Below are 21,108 nucleotides of genomic sequence, written 5' to 3'. Positions count from 1 at the left end.
TGTGGCCGTGCGGTCAGCCGTCTCTAACTCACGGGAGCCCTGAACTTTCCATGACCCATATCGCCATCATCGGCGCCGGCATCACCGGCGTGACGACTGCCTATGCCCTGCTCGAACGCGGCTTTGAGGTGACGGTGCTCGACAAGCACCGCTACGCCGCGATGGAGACCTCGTTCGCCAATGGCGGACAGCTCTCCGCCAGCAATGCCGAGGTGTGGAACAGCACCGCAACGATCCTCAAAGGCCTGCGCTGGATGTTCCGGCGCGATGCGCCGCTGCTGATGAACCCGCGACCGAACTGGCACAAATATTCCTGGATGAGCGAGTTCGTCGCCAATATCGGCAACTACCGCGCCAATACGATCGAGACCACGCGGCTCGCGATCGAAGCCCGCAAGCATCTGTTCGAGATCGCGGAGCGCGAAGGCATCGACTTCGATCTCGAACGCCGCGGCATCCTCCACATCTATCACGACAAGAAGGGCTTTGAATCCGGCCTGCGCGTCAATGCGCTGTTGCAGGAAGGTGGGCTCGATCGCCGCCCGGTGACATCAGAAGAAATCCGCAGCATCGAGCCAACACTGCGCAAGGACTATTTTGGCGGCTTCTACACGCCGTCGGATGCGACCGGCGATATCCACAAGTTTACCCGCGGGCTCGCGGAGGCCTGCAAACGTCGCGGCGCAACCTTCATCCATGAAGCGAACATCGATTCGATCGCGCAAGCCCAAGGCGGCTTTGTCATCGGCTGGGACGATCTTGCCGCAAGCGATGCTGTCGCATCCGCGCGCGGCATGCTGAAGGCGGATGGCGTCGTGGTCTGCGCCGGCGTGGCCAGCCGTCACTTTGCCGCCCTGCTCGACGAGCGCGTCAACGTCTACCCTGTGAAGGGCTATTCGATCACCGTGCAGCTCGACACCGCCGAGAGCCGCAACGCGACGCCGACCGTGAGCCTGCTCGACGAGGCCGCCAAGATTGTCACCAGCCGTCTCGGCGCGGATCGTTTTCGTGTTGCCGGCACCGCCGAGTTCAACGACTTCAACCGCGACATCCGCGCCGACCGCGTGCAGCCGCTGGTCGACTGGGTGCGCAGCAATTTTCCGGCTGTCGAGACGTCGCGCGTCATCCCATGGGCCGGACTGCGGCCAATGATGCCGAACATGATGCCGGTGGTGCGCGCAGGGCGGATGCCGGGCGTATTCTTCAACACCGGCCACGGCCATCTCGGCTGGACCCTGTCGGCCGCCACCGCGCAGATGATTGCCGGAACCATCGACGGCTGGCGCGGCCTCAACGCACCGCCGACCGTTCCATCAGCTCGCGTTGAACTTGGGGTTGAGCGAAAGCTGCGTCATGCATCCTGAGTGGTCAATGTCCCAGGCCGGGCGGCCCCTTGCGGCTGCCCTGCCCTTGGCACACAATTTGCCCCGAAAAGCCGGCATCTCCGGCCGGCTTTCCCAGCCCGAATGACAGGCGCGCATGATAGACACGATCGAAACCACGGGCGCCCTGGGGCCCCACACATTCCGCAGCCGGAGATAGGTGCATGCTAGGTTATCTCATTCGCCGCGTTCTGGCCGCGGTGCCCGTGATGGGCGTCGTCGCGCTGTTCGTGTTCCTGCTGCTGCGGCTGACGCCGGGCGATCCCGCCGCGATTCTCGCCGGCGACAACGCGACGCCGGAACGGCTCGAGCGCATTCGCGACTCGCTCGGCCTCAACGAGCCGCTGATCGTGCAGTTCATCACCTGGGTGGGCAAGCTGCTGCACGGCGATCTCGGGACCTCGCTGATCTCCAACCTTCCGGTCATCAAGATGATCGGCCAGCGCGTCGAGCCATCGATCTCGATCGCGCTCTCGACCATCATCCTCGCCGTCATCGTCGCGGTGCCCTTGGGGGTCCTCGCGGCGTGGAAGCACGGCACCTGGATCGACCGCTTCGTGATGGGCCTCTCCGTGCTCGGTTTCTCGGTGCCGGTGTTCGTGGTCGGCTACATCCTGATCGAGGTGTTCGCGATCGACCTGCGCTGGGTGCCGGTGCAGGGCTTCCGCAGCATCTTTAACGGCTTCGGACCGTTCTTCGAGCGCATCATCCTGCCGACCTGTGCGCTGTCCTTCATCTACATCGCGCTGATCGCGCGCATGACGCGCGCAGCGATGCTCGACGTGCTGGGTGAAGACTACGTCCGCACCGCACGCGCCAAGGGCATCAACGAGGTCGCGGTGATGATGCGGCACGCGCTGCGCAATGCGGCTGTGCCCGTCATCACCGTGATCGGCACCGGCTTTGCGCTGCTGATCTCCGGCGTCGTCGTCACCGAGAGCGTGTTCAACATCCCCGGCATCGGCCGCCTGACGGTGGATGCGGTGCTGGCACGCGACTATCCGGTGATCCAGGCGATGATCCTGCTGACCTCGCTGATCTACGTCGTCGTCAATCTCCTGATCGATGTCGCCTACACGCTGCTCGATCCCCGTATCAGGTACTAGGGTCAAGGATAACAACAATGACGGTCGATAGCCTTCCCCAGTCCTCCATTCCGATCACGTCGCCGCTACGGCCGCGTTTCGGCTTCCTCACCTCGACGCCGATCATCGCGGTGGCCACGATCCTGCTCGCGCTGATCGTGCTGGTCTCGATCCTCGCGCCGCTGATCGCGCCGCATGATCCGATCCAGCTCGCGCCGTCGCTACGGCTCAAGCCCTCCTCGGCGCAATTCCTGCTCGGCACCGACGCCTATGGCCGTGACCTGTTGTCGCGCGTCATCTATGGCGGCCGCATCTCGCTGCTGATCGGCATCGGCTCGGCGCTCCTTGCGGTCGTCATTGGGCTCGCGATCGGCCTCGTCTCCGGCTTCTTCAAGCTGGTCGATGCCGTGTTGATGCGCGTCATGGACGGCCTGATGGCGATGCCGAGCATTCTGCTCGCGATCGCCGTGGTGTCGCTGTCCGGCGCCAGCATCTGGACCGTATTGATCGCGATCACGATTCCCGAAGTCCCGCGCGTGGCGCGCCTGGTGCGTTCGGTCGTGCTCTCCGCGCGCGAAGAGCCCTATGTCGAGGCCGCGATCTCGGTCGGCTCGTCCCTGCCGAAGATCATGTGGCGGCATCTGATGCCGAACACGATCGCGCCCCTGATCGTGCAGGGCAGCTACGTCTGTGCGTCTGCGATCCTCACCGAAGCCATCCTGTCTTTCCTCGGTGCCGGCATCTCGCCGGAGACGCCGACCTGGGGCAACATCATGGCCGAGGGCCGCCAGTACTTTCAGCTCAAGCCGACGCTGATCTTCTGGCCGGGCCTGCTGCTCTCGATCGCCATCCTCAGCATCAATCTGATCGGCGACGCCGCCCGCGACGCACTCGATCCGCGCATGAAGCAGCGGGAAGGCAAGTAATGAGCGATCAAGTGATGAGCAACCCCATCCTCGATATCAACAACCTCGTCGTCTCCGTCGGCAAGAAGCCGAACGGGCCAAAGATCATCGACGGCATCTCGGTCCAGGTGCACAAGGGCGAGACGCTGTGCCTTGTCGGCGAAAGCGGCTCGGGCAAGTCGGTGACCTCGCTCACCACGATGGGCCTTTTGCCGAAGGGCACGCTGGTTCCGACCGCCGGCAGCGTCAAGCTGGTCGGTGAGGAGATTCTCACCGCGACCGACCGCCGCCTGCGGCAGCTCCGCGCGACGCAGATGGCGATGATCTTCCAGGAACCGATGACCGCGCTCAATCCTGTCGTGCCGGTCGGCCGCCAGATCGACGAAGTGCTGCGCGCCCACACCAAACTCGACGCCAGGGCGCGGAAGAAGCGCATCCTCGAGATGATGGAGCAGGTCCGCCTGCCCCAGGTCGAGCGCATTTTTGCCTCCTACCCGCACCGCCTCTCCGGCGGCCAGCGCCAGCGCATCATGATCGCGATGGCGCTCGTGCTCGAGCCGAAACTCCTGATCGCCGACGAGCCGACCACCGCGCTCGACGTCACCACGCAGAAGCAGATTCTGACATTGATCCGCGACCTCCAGCGTGATCACGGCACCGCCGTCTTGTTCATCACCCATGACATGGGCGTCGTGGCCGAAATCGCTGACCGCGTCGCGGTGATGCGGCAGGGCCGCCTCGTCGAGACCGGTCCGCTCGACACCGTGCTGCGCAATCCGACCATGGAGTACACCCGCAATTTGCTCTCTGCGGTGCCGAGCCTGGTGCCACGCGCGGCGCGACCCGAGACCAGAGAGCCCGTCGTGCTGGAAGCCAATGACCTCGGCAAGGTCTACAAGGAGCGCGCGTTCTTCGGCAAAGGCCGCGAGGTCGTCGCCGCGGACAAGGTGACGCTGACGCTGCGCAAGGGCCGCACGCTCGGCATCGTCGGCGAAAGCGGTTCTGGCAAGTCGACCGTGGCACGCTGCATCGTGCGCCTGATCGATCCGACCTCCGGCGGCGTGCGCCTCGCCGGCCGGGAGATCTCCGACCTTTCGCGCCGCCTGCTTCAGCCGCACCGGCAAAAGATCCAGATCGTGTTCCAGGATCCCTACCGCTCGCTCAACCCGCGCATCACCGTCGGCGAGAGCATCGCGGAGGGCCCGATCAACTACGGCACCTCGCATGCCGATGCCATGAAGCGGGCGCGCGAGCTGCTCGAACTGGTCGGCCTGCCGGCGGACGCGGTGACGCGCTATCCGCACCAGTTCTCCGGCGGCCAGCGCCAGCGCATCGCAATCGCGCGTGCGCTCGCGCTCGACCCGGACGTGCTGGTCGCGGACGAAGCGGTCTCCGCGCTCGACGTTTCGGTTCAGGCGCAGGTGCTGGAACTGCTCGACGAGATCCAGAAGCGGCTCGGCATCGCCATCCTGTTCATCACCCACGATCTGCGTGTCGCGGCGCAAATCTGCGACGAAGTCGTGGTGATGCAGCACGGCCGCGTCGTCGAACAGGGTCCGGCCGCCGAAGTGCTGACGCATCCGAAGGAGGCCTACACCAGGGCCTTGCTCGAGGCAGCGCCAGGTCGCGGCTGGGACTTTGCGAACTTCCGGCCGGTGTCGGAAGGCGTGGCGGCGAGCGCGTAGCTCTCTCCCCTCGTCATTGCGAGCGCAGCGAAGCAATCCAGACTGTTTCCGCTGAGGGATTCTGGATTGCTTCGCTGCGCTCGCAATGACGGCGAATGGCGCAAGTATTCCCAAAACGATCTGACGCCATGCGCAGCGCGATTGCTTCCCGGCTTGCTCTCGCCGCAAGCACAGGGCTAACGTCGCGCACTTTCAATCGCTGGACTTGAATTGATGACACGTATCGCCGTCGGCGGCTTCCTGCACGAGACCAACACCTTCGCTCCGACGAAGGCGACATTCGCGGACTTCCAGCATGGCGGCGGCTGGCCGGCGATGACTGAAGGTGCCGACGTGCTGAAGGTGATGCGCCGCATCAATGTCGGCCTCGCCGGCTTCGTCGACAGTGCTGAAGCCAGCGGCTGGGAACTCGTTCCGACCATCGCGTGCGGCGCGAGCCCCTCGGCGCATGTCACCAAGGACGCCTTCGAGCGTATCGTGAAGGTGATGGTCGACGGCATCGCAGCCGCCGGCCCGCTCAACGCGGTCTATCTCGATTTGCATGGCGCCATGGTGACCGAGCATCTCGACGACGGCGAAGGCGAGATCCTGGCGCGCGTGCGCCGCGTCATCGGCAAGGACGTTCCGCTGGTTGCGAGCCTCGACCTGCACGCCAACGTCACGCCGGAGATGATGGAACACGCGGACGCGCTGATCGCCTACCGCACCTATCCGCATATCGACATGGCCGAGACCGGCCGCGCCTCGGCAAAGCACCTCGCTTTGCTTCTGGACACGAAGCAGCGTTTCGCAAAATCGTTCCGGCAATTGCCGTTCCTGATCGCGATCAGCTGGCAATGTACCAACGACTTCCCTACCAAGGGCATCTACGAGAAACTCGCAGCCTTGGAAAGCGATGCGGTTCCGACGCTGTCCTTTGCGCCCGGCTTCCCCGCCGCCGATTTCCGCGACTGCGGGCCGAGCGTGTTCGCCTATGGCAAGACGCAAGAAGACGCCGACCGCGCGGCGGACGCGATCGTCAAGCTGATTGAGAGCCACGAGGACGATTTCGACGGCAAGATCTGGACACCCGATGACGGCGTGCGGCACGCCATGGAACTCTCGAAGGGCGCGAGCAGGCCGATCATCATCGCCGACACCCAGGACAATCCCGGCGCCGGCGGCGATTCCGACACGACAGGCATGCTGCGTGCGCTGGTGCGCAACAAGGCGAGCGCCGCGACCGGCGCGATCTACGATCCGGTCTCGGCCAAGGCTGCGCATGAAGCCGGCGTCGGCGCCACCGTGACGCTCTCGCTCGGCGGCAAGTCCGGCATTCCCGGCGACGAGCCCTATCGCGAAACCTTCGTCGTCGAAAAGCTCTCCGACGGCCGCTTCATCGCATCCGGCCCCTATTATGGCGGCCGCGAGATGGAGATGGGTCCCTCCGCAGCCTTGCGCATCGGCGACGTCCGAATCGTCGTGTCCTCGCACAAGGCGCAGCTCGCCGACCAGGCGATGTATCGCTATGTCGGCATCGAGCCGACCACTGAAAAAATTCTGGTCAACAAGAGCTCGGTGCATTTCCGCGCCGACTTCGAGCCGATCGCGGAAAAGCTGATGATCTGCGCCGCGCCCGGCGCGATGCCGGCCGACACCGCTTCGCTGCCCTGGACGCGCCTGCGCCCGGGCATCCGCATCAAGCCGAACGGCCCCGTTTTCAATCCCCCTTCACGCTAACCGGACAGGAACACATGCCCACGATCGAACGCATCGACGGCTACGCCGACGAACTCACCGCTATCAGGCGCGACCTCCACGCTCATCCCGAGATCGGCTTCGAGGAAGTGCGCACCTCCGGCATCGTCGCCGACAAGCTGAAGAGCTGGGGCATCGAGGTGCATCGCGGTCTCGGCGGCACCGGCGTGATCGGCGTCATCAAGGGCAAGGGCTCAAGCGGCAAGCGCATTGGGCTCCGTGCCGACATGGACGCACTGCCGATGGAAGAGAACACCAATCTGAAATGGAGCTCGAAAATTCCCGGTCGCTTCCACGGCTGCGGTCATGACGGCCACACCACCATGCTGCTCGGCACCGCGCGCTACCTTGCCGAAACCAAGAACTTCGACGGCACCGTGCATCTGATCTTCCAGCCGGCCGAGGAAGGCCTCGGCGGCGCCCGCGCGATGATCAAGGACGGGCTGTTCGAGAAGTTTCCGTGCGACGAGCTCTACGGCTTGCACAACGCGCCCGATCTCAACCACGGCGAGATCGCGATCCTGCCGGGACCTGCGATGGCCAGCGCCGACTTCTTCGACCTCCGCATCACCGGCTACGGCGCGCATGGCGCGATGCCCGAACGTTCCAAGGATGCGGTGATCATCGCGACCACGCTGGCGCAGGCGATCCAGACCATCGTCAGCCGCAACGTCGAGCCGCTGCAGGCCGCCGTCGTCTCGATCACGCAGATCCACGCCGGTTCCGCCTACAACGTCATTCCCGGCGACGCGCATCTGTGCGGCACTATCCGTACCTTCTCGAAAGAAGTCCGCACCCTGATAGCCGAACGCATCCGCACGATCTGCGCCGGCATCGCGAGCGCCTATCAGTGCGCGATCGACGTCGACATCCGCGACACCTTCGACGTGCTGGTCAACCAGGTCGAGCAGTCCAAGGTGGTCGAGGAGGTCGCGCGCACGATCGTCGATCCCGCCAAGGTGATCACCCGCGCCCAGCCGAAGATGGGCAGCGAGGATTTCGCCGACATGCTGCAGACCATTCCCGGCGCCTATTTCTGGGTCGGCCATGACGGCACGGTGCCCGTGCACAATCCCGGCTTCGTGCTCGACGACAAGATCCTGCCGATCGGCGCCAGCATGTTCGCCCGGATCATCGAAACCCGCATGCCGGTGGGCTAGCAATGCAGAAAAAGAGCGTCGAAGAGGCGGTCACCTCGCTGCACGATCTCTCCGCGGTCGATCTGATCGCGGGCTATCGAGCAAAACAGTTCTCGCCGAGCGAGGTGCTGGAGGATTTGCTTGCCCACGTCGCTGCGTGGGAACCGCATCTGAAGGCGCTCTATGCATTCGATCCCGACAGCGCGCGCGAGGCCGCCAAGGCCTCGACGGCGCGCTGGTCCGGGGGCGAACCGTCAGGCGCACTCGACGGCGTACCTGTCACGGTGAAGGACAACATCGCGACCAAGGGCGTGCCGGTGCCTCTGGGCGCTGCCAGCGTCAAGCTGGTGCCGGCCGAGAAGGATGCGCCGCCCGCCGCGCGGCTGCGCGAGGCAGGCGCGATCATCTTCGCAAAAACCACCATGCCCGATTACGGCATGCTGTCCTCGGGGCTCTCCAGCTTCCATGCGCTGGCGCGCAATCCCTGGGACCTCTCCAAGAATCCCGGTGGCTCCAGCGCGGGCGCCGGCGCTGCTGCCGCAGCCGGCTATGGCCCGCTGCATCTCGGCACCGATATCGGCGGCTCGGTCCGCCTGCCCGCGGGCTGGTGCGGCCTCGTCGGTCTGAAGCCGAGCTTTGGCCGCGTGCCGATCGATCCTGTCTATGTCGGTCGTGTCGCCGGCCCCATGACCCGCACGGTCGACGATTGCGCGTTGATGATGAGCGTGATCGCAAAGCCTGACCGGCGCGACGGCATGAGCCTGCCCACCGAACTGCTCAACTGGAAGGGACTGGAAAAGTCGCCGCGTAAATTGCGGATAGGCCTGATGCTCGATGCTGGCGTCGGCCTGCCCGCGGAAAAGCCGGTCCGTGACGTCGCGGTGAAAGCCGCAAAGGCGTTCGAATCCGCAGGCAGCGTCGTCACCGAAGTCGACGGCATCCTCACGCGCGACATGCTCGATGGCCTCGATGATTTCTGGCGCGCGCGGATGTGGGATGATCTCGCCAAGCTGACGCCGGCCGAACAGGCAAAGGTGCTGCCCTACATTTTCAAATGGGGCGAGTCCGGCGCAAAGCTGTCGGGCGTCGACGTGATCCGCGGCTTCAATCAGACCATGGCGATCCGCAACGCTGCAGCAAAGATGTTCTGCGAGCTCGACTACCTCATTTCGCCGACAGCGCCGAACGTGAACTATCCGGCGGACTGGGCCTCGCCCACCAACGATCCGATGAGACCGTTTGAGCACATCTGCTATACCGTGCCGTGGAATATGTCGGAGAACCCCGCCGTCTCCGTCAATGGCGGCTTCGACGCCAAGGGCTTTCCCATCGGCGTGCAGATCGTCGGCCGCCGTTTTGATGATATCGGCGTGCTCGGCATGGCCAAGGCCTTTGAGGGCCTGCGCGGCGCGCAGAAGCCCTGGCCCAAGCCGCCGGCGAAGTAGCTGCGCTTAAGTCATGGCCGCATGCCCAGTCCGCGCAAGACGGACGCTGGCGACCATGCATCTCGTCTCATCGAGAACGAATTCAAGACAGGGAAGGAAACCAACCATGGCGTATGAGACGATCAAATACGAGGTCGACGAGCAGATCCTCACCATCACGCTGAACCGGCCCGACAAGCTCAACGCCTTCAACGCGCAAATGCAGGCAGAGCTGATCGACGCGTTCGACGCCGCCGACAAGGACGACAATGTCCGCGCCATCATCGTGACAGGCGCCGGCCGCGGTTTTTGCGCGGGCGCTGACCTGTCCTCGGGCGCTGATACGTTCGATCGCGACGCCCGCCGTGGGCCGGTGAAACGTTTCGCCGACGGCAAGGTCGATTACAGCGATTCCCAGGTGCGCGACGGCGGTGGCCAGGTCACCTTGCGCATCTTCAAGTGCCTGAAGCCCGTCATCGCCGCAGTGAACGGCCCTGCCGTCGGCATCGGTGTCACCATGCAGCTCGCGATGGACATCCGCATCGCGTCCGACGCCGCACGCTTCGGCTTCGTGTTCTCCCAGCGCGGCATCGTGCCGGAGGCCGCCTCGAGCTGGTTCCTGCCGCGCATCGTCGGCATCTCGCAGGCGCTGGAATGGTGTTATTCGGGCCGCGTCTTCCCGGCGCAGGAGGCGCTCGCCGGCCGTCTCGTCAGCAAGGTCGTAGCCCCCGATGATCTCCTGCCGACCGCCCGCGCACTGGCCAAGGAGTTTGCCGCCAAGACCGCACCGGTATCGGTCGCGCTGATCCGCCAGATGATGTGGCGCATGATGGGCGCCGACGATCCCATGGAAGCCCACAAGGTCGACAGCCGCGGCATCTACGCCCGCGGCCGCTCGGACGATGTGAAGGAAGGCGTGGTGTCGTTCCTGGAGAAGCGCCCCGCGCAGTTCAAGAACAAGGTGTCGAGCGATATGCCGGATTATTTCCCGTGGTGGTCGGAGCGGGAATACAAGTGAGCTTTCGTAGGGTGGGTAAAGGCGCTCTTGCGCCGTGCCCACCATCTACTAGCAGCTGAAACCGGAATGGTGGGCACGCTTCGCTTTGCCCACCCTACGGCACGGTCAATCCATCACCAGCGCCACGCGCCCGATCGCCTTGCGGTCGAGCAGCAGCCGCATCGCCTTGGCATAATCCGCGAGCGGCAGGCGGTGCGAGATGTTCGGGCGCAGCTTGCCTTCTTCCGCCCAAGCGAGAAGCGCCTTCAGGCGGACTTCTCCGAGCGCTGGATTTTTCCGCACCGCCTCGCCTGCGCGCACGCCGAGCACGCTGGCGCCCTTGATCAGCAGCAGATTGGTCTTGGCCGAGCCGATGCCGCCCGTAAAACCGATCACCAGCAGCCGCGCGCCCCAGGCGATGCAGCGCATCGAGTTCTCGAACACCTCTCCACCGACGGGATCGAACACGACGTCCGCGCCACGGCCGTCGGTGATCCGCTTCACGGCATCGCGAAACGGCTCGCGGTCGTAGCGGATCAGATGATCGGCGCCGCGCGCCTTGGCTATGGCTAGCTTCTCGTCGCTGGAAGCCGTCGCGATCACGGTCGCGCCGAGCATCTTGCCGATCTCGACGGCGGCCAATCCCACGCCACCGCCGGCGCCGTGCACGAGCAGCACCTCGCCCGGCTCGACCCGGCCGCGATCGATCAGCGCGTGATAGGCGGTGCCGTGGCCGGCAAGATAGGTCGCAGCTTCCGCATAATCGAAGGTGGACGGCATCGGCGTGAGCTGTGAAGGTGTCACCACCGCTTCATCGGTGAACGCGCCATGGCGCATCTTCACGATGACCTTGTCGCCGACAGCGACTCCCCTCGCGTCCGCGCCAACCTCGGTGACATCGCCAGCCGCTTCCATGCCAGGCGTGAACGGCAGCTCCGGCTTGAGCTGGTACTCGCCCGCTGCCATCAGTACATCAGGAAAATTCAACCCGGCCGCGCGGATCGCGACGCGCACCTCGCCCGGTTTCAGGGCGCGCGATGGAAACTCTTCGAGCCGCAGCGTCTCGGGCGCGCCGAGCGCGCGGCAGACGACAGCCCGCACCATCAGGCCGCACTCGCCTTGCTGCGCTTAAGCGCTTCGCGGATCAGCGGCAGGCGATCATTGCCGAAGTACATGTCGGTCTTGTTGACGAAGATCGTCGGCGAACCAAAACCGCCGCGGGCGACGACTTCTTCCGTATTGGCCTTGAGCTGGTCCTTGATGCCCTGCTCGGAGATGCCGGCGAAGAATTTTTGCTCGTCGATGCCGATTTTCTTGCATATCTCGGCCAGCACCGCGTCCTGCGAGATGTCCTTATCGTCGCCCCAATAGGTCTCGAACAGTGCGGTCGCGAACGGCACCATGTCTTTGCCGAGCCAGATGCAGCCGCGCATCGCCTTGACGCTGTTCACTGGAAACACCGTCGGCGGCATCTTGATCGCAAGGCCTGCCGAGCGCGCCCAGTCGGCGAGGTCCTTCTTCATGTAGCGCGCCTTCAGCGGCACCGGCGTCTCGCGCTGGGCGTAGACGCTCGGATTGACCGTGTTGAAGATGCCGCCGACCAGGATCGGCCGCCAGATGATTTCGGCGCCAAGCTCTTTTGCGAGCGGCTGGATGTTGTGGAAGGCGAGATAGGTCCAGGGGCTGGAACAGTCGAAGAAGAATTCGATCATGGCGTTTCCTTTTCTGACGGTCCTCATCCTGAGGAGGCCGCGCAGCGGCCGTCTCGAAGGATGGCCGCAGGTGAAAGTCGGGCCTTCATGGTTCGAGACGCGCCTGCGGCGCTCCTCACCATGAGGGGCTGACACTACTTCTTCCCCAACACTTCCTTCGCACGCTGGCCAAACATGATCTTGCGTGATTCCTCATCGAACGGCTCTTTCACGAATTTCCCGATCGCAAGCCCCGCCTGTACCTGCGGCCTCGCCCGCACCTCGGCGTACCAGCGTTTCACATTCGGATAGTCGTCGAGCGTAAAGCCCTGCGCCTTGTGGGTCATGGTCCAGGGGAAGCAGGCGATGTCGGCGATGGAATAATCGCCGGCGACATAGGCGCCGGTCCTGGCCAACTGCCGGTCGAGCACGCCATAGAGTCGCGCCGCCTCGTCGCGGTAGCGCTCGATCGCATAGGGAAGCTTCTCGGCCGCATAGAGCGCGAAATGGCCGTGCTGGCCGAGCATGGGACCAAGACCTCCCATCTGCCACTCACCCACTGGATGGCGGTGGAGCGGCCGCGCAGATCACTGGCCAGGAAGCGGCCGGTCTTCTCCGTCAGATAAATCAGGATCGCGCCGGTCTCGAACACCGAGAACGGCGCGCCGCCGTCGGCAGGCTCATGATCGACGATCGCGGGAATGCGGTTGTTCGGGGAGATCGTTAGAAACTCGGGGCTGAACTGCTCGCCAGCGCGGATGTTGACAGGCTTCACCGTGTAGGGAAGCCCGAGTTCCTCCAGCATGATCGAGATTTTCCAGCCATTCGGCGTCGGCGCGTAATGGAGATCGATCATGACCTTTCCTTTGGCCTTCCCTGTCGCTATCGCCGGTTGAAATGACGACTTTTGTTGTTCTGTACCTTGACGTTAAGACATGGCAGGAAGGGGCGCAACACAACCTGCCGGGAGGGCCGCCATGCTGTTTCCAACCACGATTGCCGGCTCACTGCCGAAGCCGGAATGGCTCGCCGAGCCCAACATGCTCTGGGCGCCCTGGAAGTCGCAGGGTGACGAGCTTGTCCGCGCCAAGCGCGATGCGACGATGCTGGCCGTCAAGGTCCAGGAAGACGCCGGCATCGACATCGTCACCGAGGGCGAGCAGGCCCGGCAGCATTTCGTGCATGGCTTTCTGGAGAAGATCGAAGGTATCGACTTCGCCCACAAGGTCGAGATGGGCATCCGGAAAGACCGCTACAAGGCGATGGTACCGCAGGTGGTCGCGCCGCTCCGGCTCAAGGGGCGTGTCCATGCCGACGAGGCGCGCGTCGCCCGCACGCATACGAAGAAGAAGCTGAAATTCACCCTGCCCGGCCCGATGACCATCATCGACACCATCTCCGACAGTTACTATGGCGACCGCGTCAAGATGGCCTTTGCCTTCGCCGAGCTGCTGAACGAGGAAGCCCGGGCGTTGCAGGCCGATGGCGTCGATCTCGTGCAGTTCGACGAGCCCGCCTTCAACGTCTACATGGACGAGGTCAACGACTGGGGCATCAAGGCGCTGGAGCGCGCCGCGCAAGGGCTGACCTGCGCCACCGCCGTGCACATCTGCTACGGCTACGGCATCAAGGCCAACACCGACTGGAAGGAGACGCTCGGCGCGCAATGGCGGCAGTATGAGCAGATTTTTCCGGCGATCGATGCCAGCCCGATCCAGCAGGTCGCGATCGAGTGCCGCAATTCCAAGGTGCCGCTCGATCTGCTCGCGCTGCTCAAGAACAAGATCGTGCAGGCCGGCGTCATCGACGTTGCCAGCGATACGGTGGAGACCGCCGAGGACGTCGTCAAGGTGATCGACGCGGTGTCGAAATTCGTGCCCAAGAGCAACATCATCGCCACCACCAATTGCGGCATGGCACCGATGCGGCGCGAGATCGCCGAAGCCAAGCTGATGGCACTCGGCGCCGGCGCCGCGCTGGCGCGCGAGAAGCTGGGATAATGGTGGTCCGAGCGATACTCGTCGTCGCGACTCTCGCGGCGATGGCGCTGCCGGCGTGCGCGGAGGATCGCTCCGTGTTGCTGAACTGCAAGGCGATGGTGGAGCGCGTCGCGAAGGATGCGAACTCCGCGAGCGAGGCCGAGCTCATCCGCTGCCGCCAGGTGATCCGCGAATGGGCGCTGCGCGATGCGCGGAGGTCTGTGGACGAAGAGGGTAAGCCGCTGCGTTAATCGAAAGCCGTGGGATGCAGCAGCGGTTGATATCCGGCGCAGAGCGCGCGCAATGTGGATGGCGGCGTCAGCAACATCGGACTTTCCGGCTCGCGCTCAACGCGAGCATAGCCGGCTAGCGACCACAACAGCGCCCGGCCCCGCATCGCCAAGAAGCTCTCCTCGCCCTGCTGCACCATCGCGCCATCGGGCAATTCCGCGAATGACATCGGCAGCGCGTGCAGGCGCTTGCGGCCATGATCGAGCCGTTCCAGATGCAGCTGGGCATCCATCGCCTTTGCACTCAATTTGCCTGCGCCATTGCCCGTCTCCCATGCGGTGCGAAAACGCGTGGCATCGTCGCGGCGACAGAAGAAGCAGGGACGATGACCTGCGGCGAAGGCAGTGGCCTCATCGAGAAAGAACAGCTCGGTCCAGCTCCGCCGCGCCATCACCGGCCGCCGCCAGCCACGGAATTCGCACAGGCAGGTGATCCAGGCCGGCGATGACCAACGCTTCTTCAGCAGCGTCCTGGTCGCGGGATCGTGGATGATGCCGCGGTTGCCGGTGAACAGGCCGCGATGTGGTGTGGCGATGATGTCGCCGGTCGGCGTGACGCGATTTTGCAGGGGCATGGCTGCCTCCGCCCGTCATTGCGAGCGATGGTCACGCCGCCCCGTCGCGGAGCGGCGGGTGATAGGACAGCGCGGTGTCCCAGGGGAAGAAGATCCAGGTGTCCTGCGACACCTCGGTGATGAAGGTGTCGACCAGCGGGCGGCCCATCGGCTTGGCGTAGACGGTGGCGAAATGCGCATCGGGCAGCATCTTGCGCACCAGCTTGCCGGTCTTGCCGGTGTCGACGAGGTCGTCGACGATCAGGAGGCCCTTGCCGGTGCCGCCGCCGAGCTTCATCGCCGCGTCCGAAATGCCCTTGAGGACCTGGAGCTCACCCTGCTTGTCGTGATCGTAGCTGGCGATGCAGACCGTATCGATCACGCGCACGCCGAGCTCGCGGGCCACGATCGCAGCCGGCACCAGGCCGCCGCGGGTGATCGCGATCACCGCGTGGAACGGACCGACCTCGTTGAGCCGCCAGGTCAGCGCCCGGCAATCCCGGTGGAACTGGTCCCACGAGACCGGGAAAGCTTTGCCAGCGCGCTCCTGCGCACTCAATTCCGGGGCTTCACCAGCCATTGTCGTCTCCTGCTTCGTCTACCGGCGCTACCGGGTGATGTTCAATCCCGCCAGCATGTCCTTCACCGCGGCCATTGCGGCTGCGAGCTTGTCCGCATCGCGCGAGCGCACCACCAGATTGGTGTTGGGCTTTTGCTCTTCGTCCATGAAGGGATAGCTGCCGATGATGGTGTCGGGGTGGGCGGCGGCGATTTCCCGCAGCGGGCTGCCGATGTCGCCTTCCCGCGCGTTGGCGCGGACCGATTCGGACAGCATGCGGACGCCCGATTTCAGCTTGGGCGAGACGATGTCCATCATCGCCTGCATGATCGAGGGCACGCCGGCCATGACAATGACATTGCCGATCTTGAAGCCGGGGGCGAGGATGGTCGCGCTCTGGATCAGCTCGGCACCGTCGGGGATTCGAGCCATGCGTAGGCGGGCCTCGTTGAGGTCCTGCTCGCTCCAGCGCTCGCGGAAGCGGGCGACCACCTCCGGATGATGGTCGATGCCGACGCCAAAGGCCTTGGCGATGCTGTCGGCGGTGATGTCGTCATGGGTCGGCCCGATCCCGCCGGTGGTGAAGACGTAGGTGTAGCGATGCCGCAGTGCATCCAACGCGGCGATGATGTCGGGTTCGTCGTCCGAGACGACCCGGACTTCCTTCAGGTCGATGCCGATATTGGTGAGGTATTCGGCGATGAAGCCGATATTCTTGTCCTTGGTCCGGCCGGACAGGATTTCATCCCCGATGACCAGAATGCCCGCCGTGACGATCTCGCTCATGCCGTAAGTCCCTCACCTGTCGGCCCGACTTTGCCGAGGTAACGCGTTGAAGTCACGCGGTTTTGCTGCCGAAATAAGCAGACCTCAGCCATTTTTTCAGGCAAGCCACCAGCCATCCCCGGTAAATCCTGCCAGTCCATGCTTATCGCGCTGGCCCGCCCCTTGCTACCACATGAAAGTCATGCACTCTTGCCGCATGGCCAGGACGTTGCGGTCTTCACCCAAGGCTCAGCGACCTGTCACATGGCGCAACGCCTTGCGGAGACAAGTCGGGTTCTATGGCACTCGCGTTTGATGAAATGAATATTCCCGGTGGGGACCTTCGCCCTGCCTATCAGGAGCTGGCGCGCTGGCTCAAGGAGACGCCTCCCGAGGCGCTCGAATATCGCCGCCAGGAAGCCGAGCTCCTGTTCCGCCGGATCGGCATCACCTTCGCCGTCTACGGCGAGTCCGAATCGACCGAGCGCCTGATTCCGTTCGACGTGATCCCGCGGATCATGTCCGGCAAGGAATGGACGCTGCTGGAGAAGGGGCTGAAGCAGCGCGTGCGTGCGCTCAATATGTTTCTGCGCGACATCTATCACGGCCGCGACATCCTCCGCGCCGGGATCGTGCCCGAAGATCTGATCTTCCAGAACCCGGTGTTCCGGCCCGAGATGAATGGCCAGCAGGTGCCGCACGACGTCTACGTGCACATCGCCGGCATCGACATCATCAGGGTCGACGCCGAGGACTTCATCGTGCTGGAGGACAATGCGCGCACGCCGTCCGGCGTGTCGTACATGCTGGAAAACCGCGAAATCATGATGCGGTTGTTTCCGGATCTGTTCGCGCGCCACAGGGTGGCGCCGGTCGAGCGCTATCCGGATGAGCTGCTGTCTGCGCTCCGCTCGGTCGCGCCGAACAGCGCCTCAGGCGAGCCGACGGTCGCTCTCCTCACGCCCGGCGTCTACAACTCCGCCTATTACGAGCACTCCTTCCTCGCCGACAAGCTCGGCATCGAACTCGTCGAGGGCCGCGACCTCATCGTCAAGAACAACGAAGTGTTCATGCGGACGACCGAGGGGGTGAAGCGGGTCGACGTGATCTACCGCCGCGTCGATGACGATTACCTCGATCCCCTCACCTTCCGTCCCGACTCCGCGCTCGGCGTGCCCGGGCTGATGTCGGCCTACGCCGCCGGCAACATCACGCTCGCCAACGCCGTCGGCACCGGCATCGCCGACGACAAGGCGATCTACTCCTACATGCCGGAGATCGTGAAATTCTACCTCGGCGAGGAGCCGATCCTGAAGAACGTTCAGACCTGGCGCTGCCGCGAGCCGAAGGATCTGGCTTACGTGCTCGACCATCTCGGCGATCTCGTCGTCAAGGAAGTGCACGGCTCCGGCGGCTACGGCATGCTGATCGGCCCTGCCGCGACCAAGGCCACGATCGAAGCGTTCCGCGAAAAACTCAAGCGCGAGCCGGAAGGGTTTATTGCGCAGCCGACGCTGGCGCTCTCGACCTGCCCGACCTGCACGGCAAGTGGCCTCGCACCGCGCCATGTGGACCTGCGGCCCTTCGTGCTGACGGGCAGCAAGACCACCACGATCGTGCCCGGCGGGCTCACACGCGTCGCACTGAAGGAAGGCTCCCTGGTGGTGAATTCGAGCCAGGGCGGCGGCACCAAAGACACCTGGATTTTGGACGAGTAGAGAGATGCTGTCGCGTACCGCCGAAAACCTCTACTGGCTCGCCCGCTACGTCGAACGGGCCGAGTATCTCGCGCGCACCATCGATGCGACGCTGCGCGTCACCGCGCTCCCCGCCGCCTATATCGGCAAGACCAATGAATGGGACTCGGCACTTCTCACCGCCGGCGTCGCCACCAGCTTCTATCAGACCTACGAGGAAGCCAACGAACGTAACGTCGTCGACTACCTCTCGTTCTCAGCCGACAACCCGTCCTCGATCCGGAACTGCATCGAGGCGGCGCGGCTGAACTCGCGTTCAGTGCGCACCGCGCTCACCAGCGAGATGTGGGACACCATCAACTCGGCCTGGATCGAATTGCAGGAGGTCTGGAGCAAGGGCACCTCGACGCGCGAGGATCTCGCAAAATTCCTGCGCTTCGTGCAGGAGACCTCGCTGCGCTTCGACGGTTCGGCCTACCGCACCATGCTGCGCAACGACGCCTACTGGTTCTCGCGGCTCGGCCTGCACCTGGAGCGCGCCGACAACACGGCACGCATCCTCGATGTGAAGTACCATGTGCTGCTGCCCGAGGAAGAGCATGTCGGCGGCCCGCTCGACTTCTATCAGTGGAGCTCGATCCTGCGCTCGGTGTCGGCGCTGACGGCCTATCACTGGGTCTATCGCGAGACGCTGAAACCCTGGCTGGTCGCGGATCTGCTCATCCTCAACGGCACGCTGCCGCGCTCGCTTGCGAGCTGCTACGACAATCTCACGCGTAACCTCGACCAGATCGGCGTCGCCTATGGCCGCCAGGGCCCCGCCCAGCGCCACGCCCGCGGCATCCGCAACCGGCTCGAACACAGCAATATGAACGACATTTTCCAGCATGGCGTGCATGAATTCATTCAGGAATTCATCTCGGACAATTCCAGGCTGGGCGAAATCATCACGAAGCAGTATTTGATCTGATACTGCCGTCATCCCGGAGCGCCCGCGGGGCGAAACCGGAATGATGACGCCAGAACAACGGTCCACCATGCGCCTGCGAATCCTGCACACCACGACCTATCGCTACGAGCCGGCGGCCACGAGCGTGATCCAGATTCTGCGCATGACGCCGTGCAGCCATGACGGGCAATATGTGGCGGAGTGGCAAATCGACGTCTCGACCGACACCAGGCTCGACACCCATGAGGACGCCTTCGGCAACGTCACCCATGTGCTGTCATGCGGGCCCGTCAGCGACATCAAGATCACCGCCGAGGGCCTGATCGAGACCCACGACACCGGTGGCGTGCTGCGCGGCGCCGACGAGCGCTTTCCGGCCGACATGTTTTTGCGTTCCACCGACCTCACCACCGTCAATCCGGCGATGATGGCGGTCGCACGGCAGTTGCGCAGCGAGGCCGAGAGCGACAAGCTCGGCTTCCTCCACACGCTGATGTCGCAAATCAGCGATCACATGACCTTCGACGAGGACCCGACCAACAGCGGCACGTCGGCGGCCGAAGCGTTCACGCTCAAGCGCGGCGTCTGCCAGGACTACGCGCATATCTTCATCGCCTGCGCCCGCACCGGCGGCGTGCCGGCGCGCTTCGTCTCCGGTCACTTCCTGCGGTCCGACGGCACGGTGCACCAGGACGCCGGCCATGCCTGGGTGGAAGCCTATGTTGACGGTCTCGGCTGGGTCGGCTTCGATCCCGCCAACAGCATCTGTGCCACCGACGCCCATGTTCGCGTCGCGATCGGGCTCGATTATCTCGGCGCAGCTCCCGTGCGCGGCACCCGCTATGGCGGCGGCGCCGAGACGCTGTCGGTGGCCGTCAAGGTCGAGCAGGCCGGCCGCGGCGGCCAGTCGCAATCGCAGTCCCAGCGGCAGAGCTAGCGTTACAGCCGTAACCCGCGACCGCCGCCCTGAAACCACCCCGTAGCGCCCGCTGTCCAACCTCCGTTGCGATCCGTTACCCGCAACAGAGGTCAAGACAGATGCAGCTTCAAGAAAAAATCGGCAAGCGTTCCCTGCCGCTGCGTGATCCCCACGAGCGCATGCTTGCGGAGATCCGGGAGCTGGCTCCAGAGATCACGGCACGCGCTGCTGAAATCGAAGCTGCGCGCCATGTCCCTCCCGACCTGGTGGAGCGGCTGCGGTCGATCGGACTCTTTCGGATGTTCGTACCGCGGAGCCATGGCGGGCTGGAGCTCGATTTTCCGGCTGGACTGGAGGTCATCAAGGCCCTGACTCGTCTCGACGGCTCGATCGGCTGGATCTCGATTGTCGGCGGAATCGGAGCCCTTTTCGCCGCAGCGGCGCGCCCTGAATTGTATCAGCAGATGTATCAGGATGGACCCGATGTCGCGATCTGCGGCTCCTCCCAGCCGGCCGGAACGGCGGAGCGTGTGTCGGGCGGCTATCGCGTCAAGGGCCGATGGCCGTTCGCCAGCTCTTGCACGCATGCCGAATGGATCGGCGGGTTCTGCATCGTCACCGAAAATGGCAAGCCGATCCCCGGCCCGCACGGCAAGCCGCAGCTTCGCGCCGTAGCGCTGCCGGCGCGCGATTGGGAGATCGAGGACACCTGGCACGCGGCCGGGCTCAAGGGCACCGGCAGCCATCACATCGCGCTGCGGGAGCGGCTGGTTCCCGAGACCCATGTCTTCGATCTCGACGCGGCTCCCCGCATGTCGGGGCCGCTGTATCAGACGCTGCGGCAATGGCTGCCATTGCTGCACGGGGCATTTTCGCTCAGCATGGCCGAGGGCACTGTCGACGACCTGCTCGCGCTCGCCCATACCGGAAAGCAGCAATTATATGCGGCCGTGCCGATGCGGGAGTCCGAGACGTTCCAGTACGAACTCGGCCGGATTTCCGCCAACCTCAGGGCTGCGCAGGCGTTTCACGAGGTCCAGGTCGCCAGCCACTGGCGTCGCGCGCTGGCCGGTACGCTGAACGACGATGACGTCATGATCGAGGGGTCCGGGTCCGCGGTCTGGCTCGCCACGACCTGTGTCAGCATCGCGGATGCCTGTTTTGCGCTGGCGGGAAGCAGCGCAGTCTACGACAGCTCGCCGCTGCAGCGGCGCCTGCGCGACCTCCACGTCGGTGCCCAGCATGCTCACGCGCAGCAGAGGCTATATGTCGACGTCGGCAAGCTGGCCTTGCGCCACTCCGCCGACCAGGCCGGCTGATCGCGTCAGCCGTGCTACAATCGCAGGGTCAG

The 21,108-nt window shown here is 64.5% G+C and carries 19 protein-coding genes and 1 pseudogene; 14 read left to right on the top strand and 6 right to left on the bottom strand.

Features of this window, described 5'->3' with window-relative positions:
- The first annotated feature begins 50 nt into the window (after positions 1–50).
- The 8 genes from BMW89_RS17980 to BMW89_RS17945 all read left to right on the top strand — a co-directional run bounded on the left by BMW89_RS17980 (position 51) and on the right by BMW89_RS17945 (position 10,375).
- A complete protein-coding gene (locus tag BMW89_RS17980) occupies positions 51–1,364 on the top strand; it encodes a D-amino acid dehydrogenase (protein ID WP_092028318.1) in 1,314 nt (437 codons plus the stop codon).
- Between the two features lie 182 nt (positions 1,365–1,546).
- A complete protein-coding gene (locus BMW89_RS17975; protein ID WP_177196124.1) occupies positions 1,547–2,488 on the top strand; it encodes an ABC transporter permease in 942 nt (313 codons plus the stop codon).
- A 17-nt stretch (positions 2,489–2,505) separates the two neighbouring features.
- On the top strand, positions 2,506–3,393 hold the full coding sequence (locus BMW89_RS17970; RefSeq protein ID WP_092028317.1) for an ABC transporter permease: 888 nt from the start codon (positions 2,506–2,508) through the stop codon (positions 3,391–3,393).
- A 14-nt stretch (positions 3,394–3,407) separates the two neighbouring features.
- Positions 3,408–5,057 carry an ABC transporter ATP-binding protein gene (locus BMW89_RS17965; protein WP_092028511.1) on the top strand — a complete coding sequence of 550 codons (1,650 nt, stop codon included), beginning with the start codon at positions 3,408–3,410 and terminating at the stop codon, positions 5,055–5,057.
- Between the two features lie 213 nt (positions 5,058–5,270).
- Positions 5,271–6,776 (top strand): M81 family metallopeptidase, encoded by a 1,506-nt coding sequence (locus BMW89_RS17960; RefSeq protein WP_092028316.1) that lies wholly within the window; start codon positions 5,271–5,273, stop codon positions 6,774–6,776.
- Between the two features lie 14 nt (positions 6,777–6,790).
- Entirely contained in the window at positions 6,791–7,954 is a 1,164-nt protein-coding gene (locus tag BMW89_RS17955) for a M20 aminoacylase family protein (protein WP_092028315.1), read from the top strand.
- 2 nt (positions 7,955–7,956) lie between these two features.
- Positions 7,957–9,378 (top strand): amidase, encoded by a 1,422-nt coding sequence (locus BMW89_RS17950; protein ID WP_092028314.1) that lies wholly within the window; start codon positions 7,957–7,959, stop codon positions 9,376–9,378.
- A 106-nt stretch (positions 9,379–9,484) separates the two neighbouring features.
- Positions 9,485–10,375, top strand: coding sequence for a crotonase/enoyl-CoA hydratase family protein (locus tag BMW89_RS17945; RefSeq protein ID WP_092028313.1), 891 nt, complete (start codon positions 9,485–9,487; stop codon positions 10,373–10,375).
- Positions 10,376–10,480: 105 nt separating this feature from the next.
- Here BMW89_RS17945 and BMW89_RS17940 read toward each other — a convergent pair whose 3' ends face one another.
- From BMW89_RS17940 to BMW89_RS17930, 3 genes and pseudogenes are all read right to left on the bottom strand, one after another.
- The gene (locus BMW89_RS17940; protein WP_092028312.1) at positions 10,481–11,458 is read right to left on the bottom strand and encodes an NADPH:quinone oxidoreductase family protein; all 978 of its coding nucleotides are present in this window, start codon (positions 11,456–11,458) and stop codon (positions 10,481–10,483) included.
- Entirely contained in the window at positions 11,458–12,066 is a 609-nt protein-coding gene (locus tag BMW89_RS17935) for a 2-hydroxychromene-2-carboxylate isomerase (protein WP_092028311.1), read from the bottom strand. Before BMW89_RS17935 ends, BMW89_RS17940 begins: the two co-directional genes overlap by 1 nt.
- 134 nt (positions 12,067–12,200) lie before the next feature.
- Positions 12,201–12,901 (bottom strand): annotated as a pseudogene (locus tag BMW89_RS17930) (glutathione binding-like protein).
- 121 nt (positions 12,902–13,022) lie between these two features.
- Here BMW89_RS17930 and BMW89_RS17925 point away from each other — a divergent pair.
- Together BMW89_RS17925 and BMW89_RS17920 are read left to right on the top strand one after the other, a co-directional pair.
- A complete protein-coding gene (locus BMW89_RS17925; RefSeq protein ID WP_092028310.1) occupies positions 13,023–14,045 on the top strand; it encodes a methionine synthase in 1,023 nt (340 codons plus the stop codon).
- Positions 14,045–14,275 (top strand): hypothetical protein, encoded by a 231-nt coding sequence (locus BMW89_RS17920; protein ID WP_092028309.1) that lies wholly within the window; start codon positions 14,045–14,047, stop codon positions 14,273–14,275. Before BMW89_RS17925 ends, BMW89_RS17920 begins: the two co-directional genes overlap by 1 nt.
- On the opposite strand, the gene BMW89_RS17915 is transcribed toward BMW89_RS17920, so the two are convergent.
- From BMW89_RS17915 to BMW89_RS17905, 3 genes are read right to left on the bottom strand one after another with little or no spacing between them, the layout of a single operon-like run.
- Positions 14,272–14,889, bottom strand: a complete 618-nt coding sequence (locus BMW89_RS17915; RefSeq protein WP_092028308.1) for a hypothetical protein — start codon at positions 14,887–14,889, stop codon at positions 14,272–14,274. The genes BMW89_RS17920 and BMW89_RS17915 overlap by 4 nt on opposite strands.
- Positions 14,890–14,920: 31 nt before the next feature.
- A complete protein-coding gene (gene gpt, locus BMW89_RS17910; RefSeq protein ID WP_092028307.1) occupies positions 14,921–15,448 on the bottom strand; it encodes a xanthine phosphoribosyltransferase in 528 nt (175 codons plus the stop codon).
- A 27-nt stretch (positions 15,449–15,475) separates the two neighbouring features.
- Complete coding sequence (locus BMW89_RS17905; protein WP_092028306.1) at positions 15,476–16,213, bottom strand: competence/damage-inducible protein A; 738 nt, start codon at positions 16,211–16,213, stop codon at positions 15,476–15,478.
- 278 nt (positions 16,214–16,491) lie between these two features.
- Between BMW89_RS17905 and BMW89_RS17900 the strand changes: the two genes are divergently transcribed.
- The 4 genes from BMW89_RS17900 (at position 16,492) to BMW89_RS17885 (ending at position 21,076) form a co-directional block, all read left to right on the top strand.
- Positions 16,492–17,910 carry a circularly permuted type 2 ATP-grasp protein gene (locus BMW89_RS17900; protein WP_092028305.1) on the top strand — a complete coding sequence of 473 codons (1,419 nt, stop codon included), beginning with the start codon at positions 16,492–16,494 and terminating at the stop codon, positions 17,908–17,910.
- Between the two features lie 4 nt (positions 17,911–17,914).
- Positions 17,915–18,859, top strand: coding sequence for an alpha-E domain-containing protein (locus BMW89_RS17895; RefSeq protein ID WP_092028304.1), 945 nt, complete (start codon positions 17,915–17,917; stop codon positions 18,857–18,859).
- A 67-nt stretch (positions 18,860–18,926) separates the two neighbouring features.
- Complete coding sequence (locus BMW89_RS17890; protein ID WP_092028303.1) at positions 18,927–19,775, top strand: transglutaminase family protein; 849 nt, start codon at positions 18,927–18,929, stop codon at positions 19,773–19,775.
- 101 nt (positions 19,776–19,876) lie between these two features.
- Complete coding sequence (locus BMW89_RS17885; protein WP_092028302.1) at positions 19,877–21,076, top strand: acyl-CoA dehydrogenase family protein; 1,200 nt, start codon at positions 19,877–19,879, stop codon at positions 21,074–21,076.
- Positions 21,077–21,108 lie beyond the last annotated feature (32 nt).

Source organism: Bradyrhizobium sp. OK095 (assembly GCF_900109945.1).
Lineage (GTDB): Bacteria > Pseudomonadota > Alphaproteobacteria > Rhizobiales > Xanthobacteraceae > Bradyrhizobium.
The sequence above is the reverse complement of the archived record's forward strand: the minus strand, read 5'-3'. Positions and strand labels throughout refer to the sequence as shown.

Coding starts and splice junctions, on each gene's coding strand:
- BMW89_RS17920 (WP_092028309.1), top strand. CDS start 14,045: ATGGTGGTCCGAGCGATACTCGTCGTCGCGACTCTCGCGGCGATGGCG.
- BMW89_RS17980 (WP_092028318.1), top strand. CDS start 51: ATGACCCATATCGCCATCATCGGCGCCGGCATCACCGGCGTGACGACT.
- BMW89_RS17965 (WP_092028511.1), top strand. CDS start 3,408: ATGAGCAACCCCATCCTCGATATCAACAACCTCGTCGTCTCCGTCGGC.
- BMW89_RS17945 (WP_092028313.1), top strand. CDS start 9,485: ATGGCGTATGAGACGATCAAATACGAGGTCGACGAGCAGATCCTCACC.
- BMW89_RS17895 (WP_092028304.1), top strand. CDS start 17,915: ATGCTGTCGCGTACCGCCGAAAACCTCTACTGGCTCGCCCGCTACGTC.
- gpt (WP_092028307.1), bottom strand. CDS start 15,448: ATGGCTGGTGAAGCCCCGGAATTGAGTGCGCAGGAGCGCGCTGGCAAA.
- BMW89_RS17940 (WP_092028312.1), bottom strand. CDS start 11,458: ATGGTGCGGGCTGTCGTCTGCCGCGCGCTCGGCGCGCCCGAGACGCTG.
- BMW89_RS17925 (WP_092028310.1), top strand. CDS start 13,023: ATGCTGTTTCCAACCACGATTGCCGGCTCACTGCCGAAGCCGGAATGG.
- BMW89_RS17885 (WP_092028302.1), top strand. CDS start 19,877: ATGCAGCTTCAAGAAAAAATCGGCAAGCGTTCCCTGCCGCTGCGTGAT.
- BMW89_RS17950 (WP_092028314.1), top strand. CDS start 7,957: ATGCAGAAAAAGAGCGTCGAAGAGGCGGTCACCTCGCTGCACGATCTC.
- BMW89_RS17900 (WP_092028305.1), top strand. CDS start 16,492: ATGGCACTCGCGTTTGATGAAATGAATATTCCCGGTGGGGACCTTCGC.
- BMW89_RS17905 (WP_092028306.1), bottom strand. CDS start 16,213: ATGAGCGAGATCGTCACGGCGGGCATTCTGGTCATCGGGGATGAAATC.
- BMW89_RS17955 (WP_092028315.1), top strand. CDS start 6,791: ATGCCCACGATCGAACGCATCGACGGCTACGCCGACGAACTCACCGCT.
- BMW89_RS17970 (WP_092028317.1), top strand. CDS start 2,506: ATGACGGTCGATAGCCTTCCCCAGTCCTCCATTCCGATCACGTCGCCG.
- BMW89_RS17890 (WP_092028303.1), top strand. CDS start 18,927: ATGCGCCTGCGAATCCTGCACACCACGACCTATCGCTACGAGCCGGCG.
- BMW89_RS17915 (WP_092028308.1), bottom strand. CDS start 14,889: ATGCCCCTGCAAAATCGCGTCACGCCGACCGGCGACATCATCGCCACA.
- BMW89_RS17975 (WP_177196124.1), top strand. CDS start 1,547: ATGCTAGGTTATCTCATTCGCCGCGTTCTGGCCGCGGTGCCCGTGATG.
- BMW89_RS17935 (WP_092028311.1), bottom strand. CDS start 12,066: ATGATCGAATTCTTCTTCGACTGTTCCAGCCCCTGGACCTATCTCGCC.
- BMW89_RS17960 (WP_092028316.1), top strand. CDS start 5,271: ATGACACGTATCGCCGTCGGCGGCTTCCTGCACGAGACCAACACCTTC.